Origin of the sequence: Hansschlegelia sp. KR7-227 (genome assembly GCF_049446035.1) — a bacterium.
Taxonomy (GTDB): Bacteria; Pseudomonadota; Alphaproteobacteria; order Rhizobiales; family Methylopilaceae; genus Methylopila.
On sequence record NZ_JBMSEA010000001.1, the window covers coordinates 2,151,792 to 2,168,772 of the forward strand.

The following is a 16,981-nucleotide window of genomic DNA, read 5'->3' on the forward strand; positions in this document are numbered from 1 at the left end:
CCGGCGAGGCTTGATCCTGGCGTTTTCTCAGAGAGGCGCCGGCCCCGCCTCCATCCGAGCCCTTCGATCGGCTCCCGCCGCGAGCGGCCCCTCCGAGCTGGCGACGGTGCGGTTTCGGCCCGCCGCCTTGGCCTCGTACAGCCTCATGTCGGCCCGCTTGTAGAGCCGGGCCCAGCCGTCGCCCGGCTCGATCGTGGAGACGCCGAAGCTCGCCGTGACGCGGCGCTCCCCGGCGCCCGAAACGGCGAACATGGTCGTTGCGATCGCCTTTCTCAGGCGCTCGGAGCACTCGTGAGCCTCCCGGAGGTCCGCTTCGGGAAGGAAGATCGCGAACTCCTCGCCGCCCATCCGGCCGACAAGATCGCCCTTTCGCGCCTCGCCCTGCAGCAGGTCTCCGATCTTCCTCAGCACGGCGTCGCCGCCATCATGGCCATGCGCGTCGTTTATCTGCTTGAAGTGATCGATGTCGCACAGGATCAGCGAACCCGACCCGGCGCCGCTCGGTCTGAAATGGCTCGCGATCCGTTCCTCGATTCCACGGCGATTCAGCACGCCCGTCAGCGGATCGACGTCGCGCTCCAGCCTGAGGTCGGCGATGACGTCGGCCGTCGCGGCCGAAAGAATGGCGAGGCACAGCGCTGAGCCGAACACCGCAAGCGACAGCTGCAGGAGCTGCCAGAACGTCGAATTGCCGAAGGCCGCGGCGGTGGCCGGGGGAGACAATCCGATGGTCAGGAGGGTGCGGGGGAAGAACTGCACGGCGAAGGCGAGCAGCACCCAGAACAGCGCCCGGTCGACGTAGCGCCCGCGCGCCAGCGCTCTCAGGCGGATCGCCGCGACCAGCAGCAGGAGGCCGTAGCCGAAGTTCTGGACGTAGACCCGGGCCAGCAGATTGCGGTCGACATAGAAGAAGTACCAGAGCAACGTCATGAAACCGACGAGGATCATGGCGTTCACGGCCCAACCCAGCGCGCGTCCCGACCGGAGCAGGATCCCCTCAACCGCAAGTAGAACGGCCGCGGTGTAGAACAGCCCGGAGATCATGGCGTTGAGGCCGGCGTCGCGCGGCAGATACAGGATCTGGCAGCCCGCGCCGAACGCAAACAGCGCGCAGGCGGCGGCCAGCAGCAGCAGGTAGCCGCGCTTGCGCTCGATCATCCACGAACAGAGGAACGCGATCCCGAAGACGCTCAGGATCGCGGGGCCGATCAGCGCGAGCGTCGTCCGGACTATCGCACCTTCCATCGGCCCAGATTCCGGTCCCGCGAAGCCATAGCCGCGTCTTCGCCACGGAAACCGCGGCGCGCGTGTCTTGTAGCTTCTCGCGCCCTGCGGTCCAGCCGCTATTTCAGCGCCGGCGGCCGCGACTGCCTCTTACGGCCGCCAGGCTTCCTCCACGATCTTCGGCATGGCTTCGGCGACTTCGACCGCCTTCGCCTCGTCGATCACCGCGAGCAGCTTGCGGAGCGTGGTCTCGACCGCCTCGCGCGACAGCGACGACAGCGCGATCGGCGCGCGCTTGGCGGCGCGCTTCAGCCGCGCGAGCTGCTCCTTGCGGAGCTCCGGCGACAGCGCGTCGGCCTTCGACAGCGCGACGATCTCGGTCTTGTCGGTGAGGCCGCCGCCATAGGCCTCGAGCTCGCCGCGCACGACCTTGTAGGCTTCGCCGGCGTGGCCCTGCGTGCCGTCCACAAGATGAAGCAGAACGCGGCAGCGCTCGACATGGCCGAGGAAGCGGTCGCCGAGGCCGATCCCCTCATGCGCGCCCTCGATCAGGCCGGGGATGTCGGCCATCACGAATTCGCGCTCGTCCACGCCGACCACGCCGAGATTGGGGTGCAGCGTGGTGAAGGGGTAGTCGGCGATCTTGGGCTTGGCGGCCGAGACCGCCGCAAGGAAGGTCGACTTGCCGGCGTTCGGCAGCCCGACCAGCCCGGCGTCCGCGATCAGCTTCAGCCGCAGCCAGATCCAGCGCTCCTGGCCTTCGAGGCCGGGATTGGCGCGGCGCGGCGCCTGGTTCGACGAGGTCTTGAAATAGGCGTTCCCGAAGCCGCCATTGCCGCCCTTGGCGAGCACGATGCGCTGCCCGATCTCGGTGAGGTCGGCGAGCAGCGTCTCCTCGTCGTCGTCGAGCACCTGGGTGCCGACCGGCACCTTCAGCACGACGTCGGCGCCGTTGGCGCCGGTGCGGTTCTTGCCCATGCCGTGGACGCCGGTCTTGGCCTTGAAATGCTGCTTGAAGCGGTAGTCGATGAGCGTGTTGAGGCCGCCGACGCATTCGACGATCACGTCGCCGCCGCGCCCGCCGTCGCCGCCGTCCGGACCGCCGAACTCGATGAATTTTTCGCGCCGGAACGAGACGCAGCCGGCGCCTCCGTCTCCGGAGCGGACATAGACTTTGGCTTGGTCGAGGAATTTCATCGGTCAGACAGTCGGTCAGCGTGGGCGGAAGGCCGGACCGTCGAGCGCCACGCCTGACGCGGCCTCTCCGGATGGCCGGAGGGCGACGCGCGCGCTCAACGATATGATGGCCCGCGAGGCTGTACCACAGTTCGACGGATTGCGCGCCCCCGCGCGGGCGGGAGAGGCGCGTGCGCCGGCCGGAGCGGATCGGTCGCTCCGGCGCTGGCGTCGGGTCCCTCAGGCGCAGGCGTTGCGGAACGCGGCCGGCGCCCAGGCGCGCAGCGACTGAAAGACGTCGCGCTCCAGCCGGAAGCGATCCACCGCGACCGCGCCGCCGACCGGCGCGAGGCGGATGAGCCCCGTGCCTTCCCACTGGAAGGCACAGCGCTCCAGCACGCCGCGCGAGGAGGCGTTGGTGACCCGGCAATGCGCCTTCGCGGCCTTCGCCCCCGTCATCGCGAAGGCGGCCTCGAGCACGGCGCGGGCCGCCTCGGTCGCGAGCCCGAGCCCGCGGTGATCCGCCGACAGCCAGTAGCCGAGATCGACGACGTCGGGCTCGGCCATCTTCCAGCCGACGCCGCCGACCAGCGCGCCGGACTCCTTCAGCCGCATGGCGAAGCTCAGGCTCGAGGGGCGGCGCTGCCGGGCGGTCGCAAGGATGAAGGCGCGGGCGTCGCCGCGGCTCGTCGGCAGCGGCACCGAGGCCGTCATCAGCGCGGAGCCGGGCGTCGCCGCAAGCAGCGCGATGGCGTCGGCGTCGGCCGCGACCGGCGGGCGCATGACGAGCCGAGGCGTCTCGATCGCCGGCTGGGTCTCCGCCCAGCCCTCCCGCGTCAGGCGCATCGCGACCAGGCGCACGGTCTCCGCCCGCGCCCGCGAATGCGTCTCGACGATCCCGTAGCGCCGGAAGCCGAGCTTTGCGAGCACCGCGGCCGAGGCGTCGTTGTCGAGGAAATGGCCGGAGCTGACGATGTCGATCGCCTGCGTCGCGAAGGCGAGGTCGAGCAGCGCCCGCGCGGCCGTCGTCGCGATTCCCCGGCCCCAGAACGGCCTGGCGACCCAGTAGCCGAGATCGGCCATGCCGGAGGAGCCGTCGAGCGCCACGCAGCCGGCGAAGGCGCCGTCGACCTCGATCGCGGCGCAGAGCGAATGCGGCGCTGCGGCCGTCCCGGTCAGAAACTCCTCGGCGTCGGCGACGCCGTAGGGGTGGGGCACGGCGACGAGATTCTTGGCGACGTCGAGATCGTTCAGCCCTTTTGCGAGGGCCTCGACGTCGGTCGGGCGGAGGCGGCGAAGACGCATATGCGCCTCCGCCGTGAGACAGTCTTCATCGAGCAGTCTGTCGTCGAACGTGATCGGCGCAGGCATGGGACCGGACCCTTGGAAACGGCGACGGGGGAGTCCGGCGCCCCGTCTCCCCCGTCCATCCGGATCTTGCGGTCCAAAACCGCCGGGGAGCGTTAAGCGCCCGGCGGGATGCGTCGCATCAACCCGCCGTCATTCCGCGGCTTCGGCCTGGGCGGCCGGGGCTACGTTCACGTAAGTGCGGCCGTTGGCCTTGTGCACGAAGGCCACCTTGCCTTCGGCGACGGCGAACAGCGTGTGGTCCTTGCCCATGCCGACATTGGCGCCGGGATGCCACTTGGTGCCGCGCTGACGCACGAGGATGTTGCCGGGGATGACGTTCTCGCCGCCGAACTTCTTGACGCCGAGGCGACGGCCAGCGGAGTCGCGGCCGTTGCGCGAGGAGCCGCCTGCTTTTTTGTGAGCCATGGGTCTTCTCCTGCCTTAGCCGTTCAGTTCTTCGCGTCGGAGCTGGCGCCGCCGGACAGGCCGACGATCTTGACGATCGTGTAGTCCTGGCGGTGGCCGCGCTTGCGCTTGGAATTCTGGCGGCGGCGCTTCTTGAAGGCGATGACCTTCTCGCCGCGCGCATGCTCGACGATCTCGGCGGCGACGGACGCCCCCGACACGAAGGGCGCGCCGATCGAGATGTCGTCGCCCGAGCCGATCGCGAGGATCTCGCCGAAGGTGATCTTGGCGCCGGCGTCGCCCTCGAGCTTGCCGACGGTGATGACGTCGTCGGCTGAAACGCGATGTTGCTTCCCGCCGGTCTTGATGACTGCGAACATTGTCGTGAAGTCCCGTGTTCGAACGCGGCTCCGGGGCGGCGTCGCCCGTGGCCCGTCTTTTTGGCGGTCTGGGATTTGTCCCAAACGGAAAGGCGCGGTGGAAACGAGCCGCCGCGCCGATGCCGCGCCTTCTACTGCGAAAGGGGGATGGGGGTCAATCCGGAATGGCGCCCGAACCGGCGGGAGCGCCTTCGCGCGGAACGATCAGCGGCTCGTGCCCGGTGGCCCGCAGGAAGCGGACGAGATCGTCGGCTGCGAGCGCCGTCGTGGCCGTGTTCTGGAGGGGGTGGAAATTGACCGTCCCATGCGCCAGCAGCCCGGCGTCGAGCGCGACGGTCACCCGACCTTGCGCGTCGTTGATCGCGCCGAACGGCGTCACCGAGCCCGGCTCCACGCCCCACACCTCGCGCAGCAGCTCCGCCGAGGCGAAGGAGAACCGCCCCTGCGCTCCGAGCTTCAGGTGCAGCGTCTTGAGGTCGATCTCGGCCTCGTCTTCGGCGACGAACAGGAACAGCCGGCCCTTCCTGTCCTTCAGAAACAGGTTCTTGGACTTGCCGCCGGCGATGCGCGCCCGGAGGAACTGGGACTCGGCGACGGTGAACACCGCCGGATGCTCGATCGTCGTCCAGGCGATCCCGAGCCCGTCCAGGAAAGCCGTCAGCTCCGCGCGCGTCGCCGGCATGTCGCGTCATCCCTCCCCGCCCGCGCTCCGCGATGGTCGCGGAGCGCCGTCCCACGACCCCGCATAGCGCGGCGCGACGCCCTGCGACAAACCCCGCGACGAACGCCTTGCATTCGGAAAGCCGTTGCGGCATTAAGCGCCTCTCGCGGGGGCCCAAGCCTCGCGGACCGACTGGACATGCGGGCGTAGCTCAGGGGTAGAGCACAACCTTGCCAAGGTTGGGGTCGAGGGTTCGAATCCCTTCGCCCGCTCCAGTCTCTTCAAAGAGTGCAGGACGTTACGATTTGGCCGCGCGAGCGGCCAAAGTCGTTTTCGGCTGGGGTTTCGCCGGGAGTCCCGGCGGCGAGGCGCGGACGATCTCTCCGAACGCCTCCCCTGCTCCCTGCCCCTTCAAGCTTTCAAAGCGGCGACGCGCGCCGGCGCTTGACTCTCTCGGCGCCGCGAGTCGTACTAGAACAAAATAGGAACATACATGCCTTCGTCGTCTGAGGTCACCTTGGCGGCGTTGCGGAAGGCCATCTCGGGTTTGGACCCGGACGTCCCCGGCCGCGGCGCCGATCTGTTCCAGTTCGGCGTGCCGGCCCTCGACGCCGCGCTCGGCGGCGGGCTGGCGTGCGGCGCCTTGCATGAGATCTACGCACGGGCCGCGCAGGACGAAGCCGCCGCCTCCGGATTCGGTCTCGCTCTCGCCTTGAGGGCCGCGCATGGACGCTCGATTCTCTGGGCGCGTCAGGATCTCGTCGACGTCGAGGCGGGCGGGCTCTACGGCGACGGGCTCGCCGCGTTCGGGGCCGATCCTAAGCGTCTGCTCGTCGTGCGGGCCCGCGATCCGACCGGCGTCCTGCGTGCGGCGGCGGAAGCCGCCCGCTGCGCCGCCTTGGGCGCCGCGCTGGTCGAAATCTGGAGCGAGCCGAAGGCGCTCGACCTGAAGGCGAGCCGGCGGCTGGCGCTCGCGGCCGGAGTCTCGGGCGTGACGGTCGTGATGATCCGGCTCGGCGCGAGCCCTGCGCCGAGCGCGGCGACCAGCCGGTGGAGCGTCTCCGCCTCGGCTTCGACGCCGCTGGAGGCGAACGCTCCGGGCCGCCCGGCCTTCGACGCCGCCCTGCTGCGTCATCGGGCCGGACTTGGCCCTCGAACCTGGCGTGTGGAGTGGGACCGTGACCGCGCATCCTTCGAATTCGCGCCGCTATCTCGCGCTGTGGTTTCCGTTCCTGCCCACGGACCGGCTGCAGCGGACGCCGGCGCGCCATGGCGACGCGCCGGCTGAACCGCTCGTCGTCGCGCAGCCGGTGAAGGGAGCGCTGCGGCTGGCCGCCGTGAGCCCGGAGGCGTCGGCGCTCGGCCTGACGCCGGGCCTGACGCTCGCCGACGCGCGCGCGCGCATTCCGGGCCTCGCCGCCGCCGACCACGATCCGGAGGCGGACGCAGCCCTGCTCGGCCGGATGGCGGAGGCGTGCGACCGCTGGACGCCGCTCGTCGCGCTCGACCCGCCGCACGGCCTCACCCTCGACGTGACCGGCTGCGGCCATCTCTTCGGCGGCGAGGCGGCCTTGCGGCGGCTCGTCGTCGGGCGCTTCCGGCAGGACGGCTTCGCCGCCCGCGCCGCGATCGCCGGAACGCCCGACGCCGCGCGCGCTCTCGTCCGGTTCGGCCGCGTGACGATCGCGCCGCCGGGCGGCGAGGCCGCGGCGGTGCGGCCCCTGCCGGTCGCGGCGCTGGGGCTCGGCGAGGACGTGCGCCGGGCGCTCTCGCTGGCGGGCCTGAAGCGCATCGGCGATCTCGCCGACCTGCCGAGCCAGCCGCTCGCCGCCCGCTTCGGCGAAGACCTGCCGACGCGGCTGCGGCGGACGCTCGGGGAAGAGGACCGGCGCATCACGCCGCTAAGGCCGCCGCCGGCCTGCCGCGTGGAGCGGCGCTTCGCCGAGCCGATCGCCCATGCCGACGCGATCGAGGGAACGATCCGGGCGCTGCTCGGTCAGGCGGCGGCGCTGCTCGAAGCCATCGGCCAGGGCGGACGCGTCTTCGAGGCGAGCTTTTTCCGGACCGACGGCGCGGTGCGGCGCATCAGCGTCGAGACCGGCCGGCCGACGCGTGACGCCTCCTCGGTGCTCCGCCTTCTGCAGGCCCGGCTCGACGCGCTCGCCGATCCGCTCGACCCCGGCTTCGGCTTCGACCTGATCCGGCTCGCCGTGCCCCTCGCCCAGCCGCTGGCGCAGCTTCAGCCGCGTTTCGACGGCGAGACGCGCGACGAGGACGCGGTCTCCGACCTCGTCGACCGGCTCGTGGCGCGCTTCGGCGCGTCACGGGTCCTCAGATTTTCGGCCGCCGACACGCATGATCCGGCGCGCGCCTCGCGGCTCGTGCCCGCCTCGTCGCCTGCCGCCCTCAAGCCGGGGTGGTCCTCCCCCGAACCGGGCGAGCCGCCCGTCCGCCCCTTGCAGCTGTTCGAGCGGCCGCAGCCGATCGAGACGCTCGCGGAGACCCCCGACGGTCCGCCGCTCCGTTTCCGCTGGCGGCGCGTGCTGCACATGATCGCCCGCGCCGAAGGGCCGGAGCGCATCGCGCCGGAATGGTGGCGCGACCGGGAAGCGCCGACGCGCGACTATTACCGCGTCGAGGATCTGGAAGGCCGCCGCTTCTGGGTGTTTCGCGCCGGGCTTTACGAGCGCGAAACGAACCGGCCGCGCTGGTATCTGCACGGCCTGTTCGCATGACGTCCGTGGCCCAGCCTTACGCCGAGCTCGCCGCCGCGACGAATTTCTCCTTCCTGCGCGGCGCGGCGCCGCCCCAGCACATGGTGCTGACGGCGCTTCTGCTCGGTCAGACCGGGATCGGCGTCGCCGACCGCAACACGGTCGCGGGCGTCGTGCGCGCCCACCGCGCGCTCCGCGAGCTGCGGATGGAGGGCGCGCCGCCGCCCGAAAAGGTTCGCGAGGGATCGGGCCCCGGCGAATTCGTCTTCATCGACGGTCCATGGGCGCCCGACGCGCCGTTCTCGCGCGTGGAGCTCAAGCGGCGCGCCGAGGCGTTCAAGCTTGCGGTCGGCGCGCGGCTGGTCTTCGCCGACGGCGGCGCGGACGTGATCGCCTATCCGACGAACCGCGAGGCCTGGGGCCGTCTGTGCCGTCTCCTCACCCTCGGCAATCGCCGCGCCAAAAAAGGCGACTGCATCCTGCGCCTCGACGATTTGCTCGCGGACCCGACCGGACTGCTCCTGATCGTGCTGCCCGAGCGCCGGACGGACAGGCTGGCCGCGGCCCTGTCGCGGATCGAGGACGCCGCGCCCGGCTCCGTCTGGCTCGGCGCGGCGCTCCACCGGCGCGGCGACGACCTGAGACGTCTCGCCCGTCTGAAGGCGATCTCCCGGGCGACGGGCGTCCCGCTCCTCGCCGTCAACGACGCGCTCTATGACGAGCCCGGCGCGCGCGACCTGCAGGACGTTCTCACCTGCATCCGGGAAGGCGTCACGGTCGAGACGGCGGGGCGCCGGCTGGAGGCCAACGCCGAGCGGCATCTCAAGCCGCCGGAAGAAATGGCGCGCCTGTTCCGCGACGCGCCCGAAGCGATCGCCGAGACGCAGAACCTGCTGGCGCGGATCGATTTCTCGCTCGCCGAGCTGACCTATGACTACCCGGAGGAGCCGGTCCCGCCAGGCTGGGAGCCGCAAAGCTGGCTGGAGGAGCAGACCTGGCGCCGCGCCGAGATCCGCTATCCCCACGGCATTCCCTCGAAGGTCGAAAGGCTGCTGCGGGAAGAGCTCGCCCTTATCGAGAAGCTCGACTACGCCCGCTACTTCCTGACCATCTTCGACATCGTGCGGGTCGCCGAGGACAAGGGCATCCTCTGCCAGGGGCGGGGATCGGCCGCCAACTCCGCCGTCTGCTACGCGCTCGGCGTCACCGCGGTGGACCCCGCCGAGCACGATCTCCTGTTCGCCCGCTTCGTCTCGGAGGAGCGGCGCGAGCCGCCCGACATCGACGTCGATTTCGAGCATGAGCGGCGCGAGGAGATCATCCAGCACATCTACGCGCGCTATGGACGCGAGCGCGCCGGGATCGCCTCGACCGTCATCAGCTACCGGCCGCGCAGCGCCATGCGCGAGGTCGGGAAGGCTCTCGGGCTGACGGAGGACGTCACGGCGCGCCTCGCTTCGACCCAGTGGGGCAGCTGGGGGACGGACATCAAGGACGAGCACATCCGCCAGGCGGGACTGGACCCGGCGAATCCCTCGATCCGGCGCGCGCTCGATCTCGCGCGGCGACTGCTCGGCTTTCCCCGCCACCTCTCCCAACATGTCGGCGGCTTCGTGCTGACGCGCGGCCGGCTCGACGAGACCGTGCCGATCGGCAACGCGGCCATGGCCGACCGCACCTTCATCGAGTGGGACAAGGACGACATAGACGAGCTTCGCCTGATGAAGATCGACGTGCTCGCGCTCGGCATGCTGACCTGCATCCGCAAGGCTTTCGACCTCATCCGCGGGCATGGCGGCCCGGATCTCGACCTCGCCGCCATCCCTCCCGGCGACGAGGCCGTCTACGCGATGCTGCAGCGGGCGGATTCGCTCGGCGTGTTCCAGGTCGAGAGCCGCGCGCAGATGAACATGCTGCCGCGCCTGAAGCCGAAAGAGTTCTACGACCTTGTCATTCAGGTCGCGATCGTGCGCCCCGGGCCGATCCAGGGCGACATGGTGCATCCCTATCTGCGGCGCCGGTCGGGGCAGGAGGCGGTCGACTATCCCTCCCCCGCGCCGGAGCACGGCCCCGCGGACGAGCTCCGGCAAGTGCTCGCCAAGACGCTCGGCGTGCCGCTGTTCCAGGAGCAGGCGATGCGGCTCGCCATGGTCGCGGCCCGGTTCACGGACGGCGAGGCGAACCAGTTGCGCCGCGCCATGGCGACGTTCCGGAACGTCGGCACGATCCAGAACTTCGAGACCCTGATGGTCGAGCGGATGGTCGCGCGCGGCTACGACCGCGACTTCGCGCAGCGCTGCTTCGAGCAGATCCGGGGCTTCGGCTCATACGGCTTCCCGGAGAGCCACGCCGCCTCCTTCGCCAAGCTCGTCTACATCTCCTCCTGGATCAAGCATCACCACCCGGCGGTGTTCGCCTGCGCGCTGCTCAATTCGCAGCCGATGGGCTTCTATGCGCCGGCGCAGATCGTCCGCGACGTCCAGGAGCACGGCGTCGACATCCGCGCCGTCGACGTGAACCACAGCCTTTACGACAACAGTCTGGAGCGTGACGGACGGGGCGCGCTCGCCCTGCGTCTCGGCTTCCGGCAGGTGAAAGGCCTCGGCGAGGCCGAGGTCGGTCGCCTCGTCGAAGCGCGCCGCGACGGCTTCGGCGGCGTCGAGGAGCTGGCGGCGCGCGCCCGCCTTTCCGCCCCCGCTCTCCGCCGTCTCGCCGAGGCCGACGCGTTTCGCTCCCTGGGCCTCGACCGGCGCGCCGCTCTCTGGGCCGTGCGCCGCCTGCCGGACGACGCGCCGCTGCCTCTGTTCGCGGCGGCGGACGCGCGCGAGCTCGGCGAGGAGCCGACCGTCGACCTGCCCGCCATGCCGCTCGGCGCGCATGTCGCGGCCGACTATCAATCGCTGCGGCTCTCGCTCAAGGCCCACCCGATGCAGATCCTGCGGCCGATCTTCGCGCGGGAGCGGATCGCGACCTGCGCGGAGACCTCGGCCTGGCCTGACGCCGCCTTCTGCCGCACGGCGGGCGTGGTGCTCGTGCGCCAGCGTCCCGGCGCCGGCAACGCCGTCTTCATCACGATCGAGGACGAGACCGGGATCACGAACGTCGTCCTGTGGGCTCGCACCTTCGAGCGGTTCCGCCGCGACGTGATGGCCGCCCGCCTGCTGCTCGTCGAGGGCCGCGTGCAGAGAAGCCCGGAAGGCGTGACGCATCTGATGGCGGAGCGCGTCTTCGACCGCACACGCGAACTCGGGCGGCTGTCGGACGATTCCGCGCTTACGATCGAGCTCGCCCGTGCCGACGAGTTCGCCCATCCGCAGCAGCCGCGCGGCGTCTCCGGCCACCCGCGCAACGTCCGCGTCATGCCGAAATCGCGCGACTTCCATTGAGACCCCAACATATTTTGTGGGTCTGGCTCAGTGCGACGGCGGCGGGCCCTCAGGAGCCCGCGCCGGCCGCAGACGCGCCCGGCCGCGGCTCGATCACCACCGTCGCCGTCAGGCCCGCGGTCAGGCGCACGTCGTCCGGCACGCGGTCGAGGCGGATTCGGACGGGGACGCGCTGGGCGAGCCGCACCCAGGAGAAGCTCGGATTGACGTTCGCGACGAGATCGTCGCCGGCGACGTTGTCGCGGTCGACGATCGCGCGCGCCACGCTCTCGACATGGCCGACGAGGTCCTCGGCGTGGCCCATCAGCCGCACGATCGCTGGGTCGCCCTCACGGATCAGGCGGACCTTGGTCTCCTCGAAATAGCCCGCGACATAGAAGCTGTCGCTGTCGACGATCGCGATCACCGCCTTGCCGGGCGCGACGTAGTCGCCGGGCCGCAGCAGCAGATTGGCGACATGGCCGTTGACGGGCGAACGCACCTCCGTGCGGGCGAGGTCGAGCTCGGCGGTCTTTCGTTCGGCGACGGCCTGGGCGAGCGCGGCCGTGGCGGCGTCGGTCGCCGCTTGGGCCTGCTCGCGCGCCTCTTCCGAGACGGCGGCGGTCGTGAGCCTGGCGCGGCGGTCGGACTCGCGCCTCTTCTGCTCGAGGTCGCTCGCGCGGCCGGCCTCGGTCGCCCGGGCGAGCTCCAGCGCCAGCTTGAAGCGCTCCTGGTCGATCACGAACAGCAAATCGCCCTTATGCACCATCTGGTTGTCGGCGACCCGAAGGTCCGTCACCGATCCGGAAACGTCCGGACCGAGCCGCACGATGTCGGCGCGCACGCGGCCGTCCCGCGTCCACGGGTCGTCGACATAGGAGCGCCAGACATAGGCGCCCGCCACGACGGCCGCGGCGACCGTCGCCAGGGTGACGGCGACGCGCAGACCTCCCTTCAGCGACGGCATGTCGAAGACCTCCTCATTTCAGGACCGCGACCACGGCCGCCAGCGCGACGACATAGGCGGCGAGGTTGAACAGCGCGGGGTGCCAGACGAGACGGTAGAAGCCGAGCCGTTCCAGCAGCATGCGCGCCGGCTGCCAGATCAGCGCGGCGAGCGCGGCGTAGAGCAGCAGCGGCGGCACGAAGACCCCGAAGACGTCGACCTCCTTGATCATGCCGCGGCCCTCAGCGGCTCGGCCTCGACGGGTTCGTCCGCGCTCCCGCCGAACATGCGCGGGTGCTGGGCGAGGCTGGCGCGGACCGCCGAGATCCAGACGGCGACGTCCGGCGCGTCGTCGCGCTCGGACCGGAGAGCGGCTTCGAGCGCCGCGTCCAGACGCGCAAGCGGCGGCGCCAGCTCCTCGCCGCGCGCGAGCCGCCGGAAATGGCGGGCGACGTCGGCGAGCGCGTCCGCAAGCAGACCCGACACGGGTTCGGGCAGATCGCGCACCACCCCCCTGAGCGCCATGGCGTTGAGCCCCACGCGCAGTCCCGCGAGCGCGCCCTGCTCGACCGCGAGCTGGTCGGGATCGGACAGGTCGAGCCGCGTCATCAGCCCGTCGATCCGGTCGAACATCTGGCTTTCGAAGGCGAGGCGGCCGGCCGCGCGGCGGCCCGAGACCGCGTCGGCGAGGTCGGTCCGGACGCCGCGGGTGAGCCGCGCGATCGGCCAGGCGGCGCCGATCGGCCGCAGCGTGCGCAGCAGCGCCGCCGCGACGCCGATGCCGAAAAGCTGCGCGAGCGCCGCGTTCGCGAAGCCGGCGAAGTCGGGCGTCATGACGTCGGCGAGGCCGATCAGGTTGAGCGCGCCGAGCGCGCCGGCGAGCGCCGGCAGGGCGGCGCGGGGAAAGGTCATGGCGTAGGCGGCCGCAAACAGAGCCGGCGCAAACGCCAGCGCCAGCATCTCGAAGCCTTCGAGGCCCGGCAGGATCGCGAAGGCGTAGACCGCAGCGACGGCGGCGCCGACCGCGGTCATGTTGAAGAACACGCCGGTCGCCCGCGCCGGATCGTCCTGAGGGGCGAACAGGCTCATCATCACCGCGACCATGATCGCCGCGCCCGCCCCGCCGTTCCAGCCGGAGGCGATCCAGAAGCCGCAGGTCGCAAGCAGCGCGACGAAGGCCGCGACGCCGGAGACCAGCGCCAGAGCGTGGTCGCGGTAGCGGGAGAAGATCGCCGACGCGGCCTCGTCGAGCCCGGCCTCGCCGTCGAGCCGCGCCAGTCGGTCGAGATCCCCCCGGAAGCCCACGAGGTCGGCGACGCGCTGGAGGATGGTGCGCTCGAACACCTTGGAGCGGTCCGCGCGCATCGCGGCGAGGTCGGGCAGGGCCGACCGCAAGCGAGCTTCGGCCTCGGCGCGCCGCTCCTCCGAAGCGTCCGGCGCCATGGCGGCCGCGGCCGACGCCAGCAGCGGCCCCAGCGCCTCCGCGCGGTCGGGCCGTTCGGCGCGCAGGCCTTCCAGCCGGTCGTGGATCGAGACGAGCAGCGCGAGAAAGCTGATCAGCCGCCCGTGCAGCAGACGGATGCGCCGGTTGGAGCGCCGGACCGCCGCGCTGTCGAAGGTGGCCTGAACCCGCAGGCCTTCGAGCTTCGAGACCCGGCCGACCAGGTCGCGCCGATCGCGCAGCGTCTTCGCGGGGTCCGGACGGCCGCGCAAGGTGTCGGCCGCCCAGGACGACGCCGACGCCAGCGCCGCGCCCGTCGCCCGGCGCAGGGTCGCCGCCGCGCTTTGCGGAAAGACGGTCTGGCTGAGGGCCGTCGCGCAGACTATGCCGACGAAGATCTCGGAGGCGCGGTCGAGCGCGGCCAGAAACACGGCGTCGGGCGCGTCCACGGCGGGGAACGCGATGATCGCGACGCTGTAGCCCGACAGCATCGCGCCGTAGGAGGCCGGCGCGTCGCGCAGATAGATGGAGGCCGCGACGCAAGCCCCGATCCAGAGCGAAACCGCGACCGCGAAAAGCTCCGGCGCGTCGGAGAACAGCGCCGTCAGCGCGACCGCGACGGTCGCCCCGACGGCCGTGCCGGCGACGCGGTAGATCGACTTCGACAGCACCATTCCGGCGAGCGGCTGGGACACGATGAACACCGTGATCATCGACGTCGAGGCCTGGGGCAGGTGGACGTAGAAGGCGACGAAGCACGCAAGCAGCGCCGCGATCGTGGTGCGGCCCGCGAAGATCAGCCGCTCAGCGGTCGCCGCGCTCATGACCGGTCCGCCGCCTCGGTCCGCTCGACGACCCGCGCGAACACCCGCAGGCAGGTCTCGAGCTCCTGCGCGCTCACCCCCTCCACCATCGCGCCGCAGGCTTTGACCACGACGTCCTGCAGGCGCCGGACGAGCGCGCGGCCCTCCGCCGTGAGATGAAGGGTTTTCGCGCGCCGATCGGTCGGATCCTCGCGCCGTTCCAGAAGACCCGCCGCCGCGAGACGGTCGAGCAGCCGGACCAGCGAGGGACCTTCGATCCCGAGCGAGCGCGCGAGGTCGTTCTGGCGCGCCCCGTCGCCGAGGCGGCCGAGATGGAGGAGCGGGCGCCAGCTTGCGTCCGTCAGGCCGAAATCGGCCAACGCCTCGTCAAGCGCCTTCCGCCAGCGCCGCGCGACGAAGGCGAGCTGGTAGCCGAATTCCGTAGCCGCGGAGAGACCGCCAATCTGGTTCATTGCTATTAAGTAGGAGCCTACTCAATTGCTGTCCAGAGCCGCCGCCGGCGCACGTCTACGTCGGCCGGAGAGACGCCTCGACGGCGGCCCTATGCCGGACGCCGACCGTTCGCAGGCCCGCTCCCCGCCTTTTCAGAAGATCCAGCGTCTTCAAGGACGCGTGAGGCGCCCGGCTCCGCAGCGCGCCCGCCCCATATCTCGCCGGTCGATACGGCCCGGCCCCGGCAACCCTTGGAGCCCCCGGCGCGTTCCGACTCCGACATGCGACTCCTCCGGCAAAGCGATCATTGCACATGACCTCACTCGCCTTACGGCTCATCGTCCTCGGCGCGCTCGGCGCGTCGCTCGCCGGCTGCGGCGAGGAAGCGACCGTTCCGCTCTCTGAAGGTTACGGCCCGAAGCCGACCCTGCCGGCGCCCAACAAGACGATGTTCCCGACCGTCAACGTCGCCAAGGCGACGGGCTGGGCGGACGGCGCGCGCCCGACCGCGGGCGCTGGGTTGACCGTCGTCGAGTTCGCCGGCGGCCTCGATCATCCGCGCAAGCCCTACGCCCTGCCGAACGGCGACGTGCTCGTGGTCGAGACCGCGGAGCCGCCGAAGCCCGAGGACGGCAAGGGCGTGAAGGCCTGGATCCAGGGCCTGTTCATGGCCCGCGCCGGGGCCAAGGTCGAGAGCGCGAACCGCATCTCGCTGCTGCGCGACGCCGACGGCGACGGCAAGGCCGAGATGCGCAGCGTGCTGGTGAAGGGACTGAATTCGCCCTTCGGCGTCACTCTGGTCGGCGACCGGCTGTATATCGCGAACACCGACGCGATCGTTTCGGTGCCCTACAAGGAAGGCGACACCGAGATTTCGGCGAAGCCTGAAAAGCTGGTCGATCTGCCGGGCGGCCCGCTGAACCATCACTGGACGAAGGATCTGGCCGCGTCGAAGGACGGCAAGACGCTCTACGCCACCGTCGGCTCGAATTCGAACGTCGCCGAGAACGGCATGGAGAAAGAAGAGAACCGCGCGGCCGTCCTGGCGATCGACGTCGCGACGAAGTCGACGCGGCTGTTCGCCTCCGGCCTGCGCAACCCGAACGGCCCCTCCTTGCAGCCGGACACTGGCGAGCTCTGGGTCGTCGTCAACGAGCGTGACGAGATCGGCTCCGATCTGGTGCCGGACTACATGACCTCGGTGAAGGAGGGCGGCTTCTACGGGTGGCCGTACAGCTATTACGGAAACCATGTCGACGCGCGCGCGCAGCCGGCGCGGCCGGACCTCGTGGCCAAGGCCATCGTTCCGGACTACGCGCTCGGGCCGCACACGGCCTCGCTCGGGCTGACCTTCTATGAAGGCGGCCTGTTCCCGGAGAAGTACCGTCACGGCGCCTTCATCGGCCAGCACGGCTCCTGGAACCGAAAGCCGCCGAGCGGCTACAAGGTGATCTTCGTGCCGTTCAAGGACGGCAAGCCCGCCGGGCCGCCCGAGGACGTGCTGACCGGCTTCCTCGATAAGGACGGACAAGCCCAGGGACGTCCGGTCGGCGTCGCCGTGGACAAGGCCGGCGCATTGCTCGTCGCCGACGACGTCGGCAACAAGATCTGGCGCGTCACGCCCGGCCAAGCCGGCAGCTGAGGCGGCTGACCCCTCCCCGACATGGCTGGGAGGGGTCAGTTTGGTTACGGCAGGACGTCTGCTGCACTGCACCAATCGCATGACTGGCATGTGGGTTCCGCGCTACCGACATGGCATCTGGCATGCCAGATTGCGGTCAACGAACAACGGCGCTTCGGCGCCTTCCGCAAAAGGTGCAGGACGATGACCACCGCCTCTCTCGCCGCCCAGGGCGGCTCCGCGATCTCCCACTTCTTCTCGAAGGTCGCCGCGTTCCTCGAGGCTTTCTTCGACGAAGCTCACGCCGCCAACGTGCGCACCAACGCCGAGCAGCCTTTCGGCCTCTGAGCCCCGCGACGCATTGAACGACTACGAAAGGGCCGCCCCCGGGCGGCCCTTTTGCGTTGCGACGCCGCCGGCCCTGCATGGACCGTCCGGCGCG

15 protein-coding genes and 1 tRNA gene are annotated in these 16,981 nt (G+C 70.9%); 6 read left to right on the top strand and 10 right to left on the bottom strand.

Translation table 11 applies throughout. The features are described from left to right. Positions 1 to 27 precede the first annotated feature (27 nt). The 6 genes from ACO2RJ_RS10080 to ACO2RJ_RS10105 form a co-directional block, all read right to left on the bottom strand. Positions 28 to 1,245 carry a diguanylate cyclase gene (locus ACO2RJ_RS10080; RefSeq protein WP_423267870.1) on the bottom strand — a complete coding sequence of 406 codons (1,218 nt, stop codon included), beginning with the start codon at positions 1,243 to 1,245 and terminating at the stop codon, positions 28 to 30. A gap of 129 nt (positions 1,246 to 1,374) precedes the next feature. Then, a complete protein-coding gene (gene obgE, locus ACO2RJ_RS10085; RefSeq protein ID WP_423267871.1) occupies positions 1,375 to 2,421 on the bottom strand; it encodes a GTPase ObgE in 1,047 nt (348 codons plus the stop codon). 219 nt (positions 2,422 to 2,640) lie between these two features. Then, complete coding sequence (locus tag ACO2RJ_RS10090) at positions 2,641 to 3,705, bottom strand: GNAT family N-acetyltransferase (protein ID WP_423267872.1); 1,065 nt, start codon at positions 3,703 to 3,705, stop codon at positions 2,641 to 2,643. A gap of 195 nt (positions 3,706 to 3,900) precedes the next feature. Next, entirely contained in the window at positions 3,901 to 4,176 is a 276-nt protein-coding gene (rpmA, locus tag ACO2RJ_RS10095) for a 50S ribosomal protein L27 (RefSeq protein WP_423267873.1), read from the bottom strand. Between the two features lie 23 nt (positions 4,177 to 4,199). After that, positions 4,200 to 4,535: a 50S ribosomal protein L21 gene (gene rplU, locus ACO2RJ_RS10100; RefSeq protein WP_423267874.1), complete on the bottom strand. Its 336-nt coding sequence runs from the start codon at positions 4,533 to 4,535 to the stop codon at positions 4,200 to 4,202. A 154-nt stretch (positions 4,536 to 4,689) separates the two neighbouring features. Further along, positions 4,690 to 5,217 (bottom strand): prolyl-tRNA synthetase associated domain-containing protein, encoded by a 528-nt coding sequence (locus ACO2RJ_RS10105; protein ID WP_423267875.1) that lies wholly within the window; start codon positions 5,215 to 5,217, stop codon positions 4,690 to 4,692. 179 nt (positions 5,218 to 5,396) lie between these two features. Between ACO2RJ_RS10105 and ACO2RJ_RS10110 the strand changes: the two genes are divergently transcribed. The 4 genes from ACO2RJ_RS10110 (at position 5,397) to ACO2RJ_RS10125 (ending at position 11,296) form a co-directional block, all read left to right on the top strand. Beyond that, positions 5,397 to 5,471: transfer RNA gene (locus ACO2RJ_RS10110), tRNA-Gly, on the top strand. 218 nt (positions 5,472 to 5,689) lie between these two features. Further along, entirely contained in the window at positions 5,690 to 6,484 is a 795-nt protein-coding gene (locus ACO2RJ_RS10115) for an ImuA family protein (protein WP_423267876.1), read from the top strand. Beyond that, positions 6,375 to 7,931, top strand: a complete 1,557-nt coding sequence (locus ACO2RJ_RS10120) for a Y-family DNA polymerase (RefSeq protein WP_423267877.1) — start codon at positions 6,375 to 6,377, stop codon at positions 7,929 to 7,931. Before ACO2RJ_RS10115 ends, ACO2RJ_RS10120 begins: the two co-directional genes overlap by 110 nt. Next, entirely contained in the window at positions 7,928 to 11,296 is a 3,369-nt protein-coding gene (locus ACO2RJ_RS10125; protein ID WP_423267878.1) for an error-prone DNA polymerase, read from the top strand. The genes ACO2RJ_RS10120 and ACO2RJ_RS10125 overlap by 4 nt, the downstream gene beginning before the upstream one ends. 49 nt (positions 11,297 to 11,345) lie before the next feature. On the opposite strand, the gene ACO2RJ_RS10130 is transcribed toward ACO2RJ_RS10125, so the two are convergent. Genes ACO2RJ_RS10130 through ACO2RJ_RS10145 form a run of 4 tightly spaced genes read right to left on the bottom strand, consistent with a single transcriptional unit; the run spans position 11,346 to position 14,938 of the window. After that, positions 11,346 to 12,242 (bottom strand): efflux RND transporter periplasmic adaptor subunit, encoded by an 897-nt coding sequence (locus ACO2RJ_RS10130; RefSeq protein WP_423267879.1) that lies wholly within the window; start codon positions 12,240 to 12,242, stop codon positions 11,346 to 11,348. Between the two features lie 13 nt (positions 12,243 to 12,255). Further along, a complete protein-coding gene (locus ACO2RJ_RS10135) occupies positions 12,256 to 12,453 on the bottom strand; it encodes a DUF1656 domain-containing protein (RefSeq protein WP_423267880.1) in 198 nt (65 codons plus the stop codon). Then, a complete protein-coding gene (locus ACO2RJ_RS10140) occupies positions 12,450 to 14,486 on the bottom strand; it encodes an FUSC family protein (RefSeq protein ID WP_423267881.1) in 2,037 nt (678 codons plus the stop codon). Before ACO2RJ_RS10140 ends, ACO2RJ_RS10135 begins: the two co-directional genes overlap by 4 nt. Next, a complete protein-coding gene (locus ACO2RJ_RS10145) occupies positions 14,483 to 14,938 on the bottom strand; it encodes a MarR family winged helix-turn-helix transcriptional regulator (protein WP_423267882.1) in 456 nt (151 codons plus the stop codon). The genes ACO2RJ_RS10140 and ACO2RJ_RS10145 overlap by 4 nt, the downstream gene beginning before the upstream one ends. Before the next feature lie 293 nt (positions 14,939 to 15,231). Here ACO2RJ_RS10145 and ACO2RJ_RS10150 point away from each other — a divergent pair, with 293 nt between their 5' ends. Both ACO2RJ_RS10150 and ACO2RJ_RS10155 read left to right on the top strand, forming a co-directional pair. Further along, positions 15,232 to 16,560 (top strand): PQQ-dependent sugar dehydrogenase, encoded by a 1,329-nt coding sequence (locus tag ACO2RJ_RS10150; RefSeq protein WP_423267883.1) that lies wholly within the window; start codon positions 15,232 to 15,234, stop codon positions 16,558 to 16,560. Between the two features lie 183 nt (positions 16,561 to 16,743). After that, positions 16,744 to 16,887 (top strand): hypothetical protein, encoded by a 144-nt coding sequence (locus ACO2RJ_RS10155; protein ID WP_423267884.1) that lies wholly within the window; start codon positions 16,744 to 16,746, stop codon positions 16,885 to 16,887. The last annotated feature ends 94 nt before the right edge of the window (positions 16,888 to 16,981 follow it).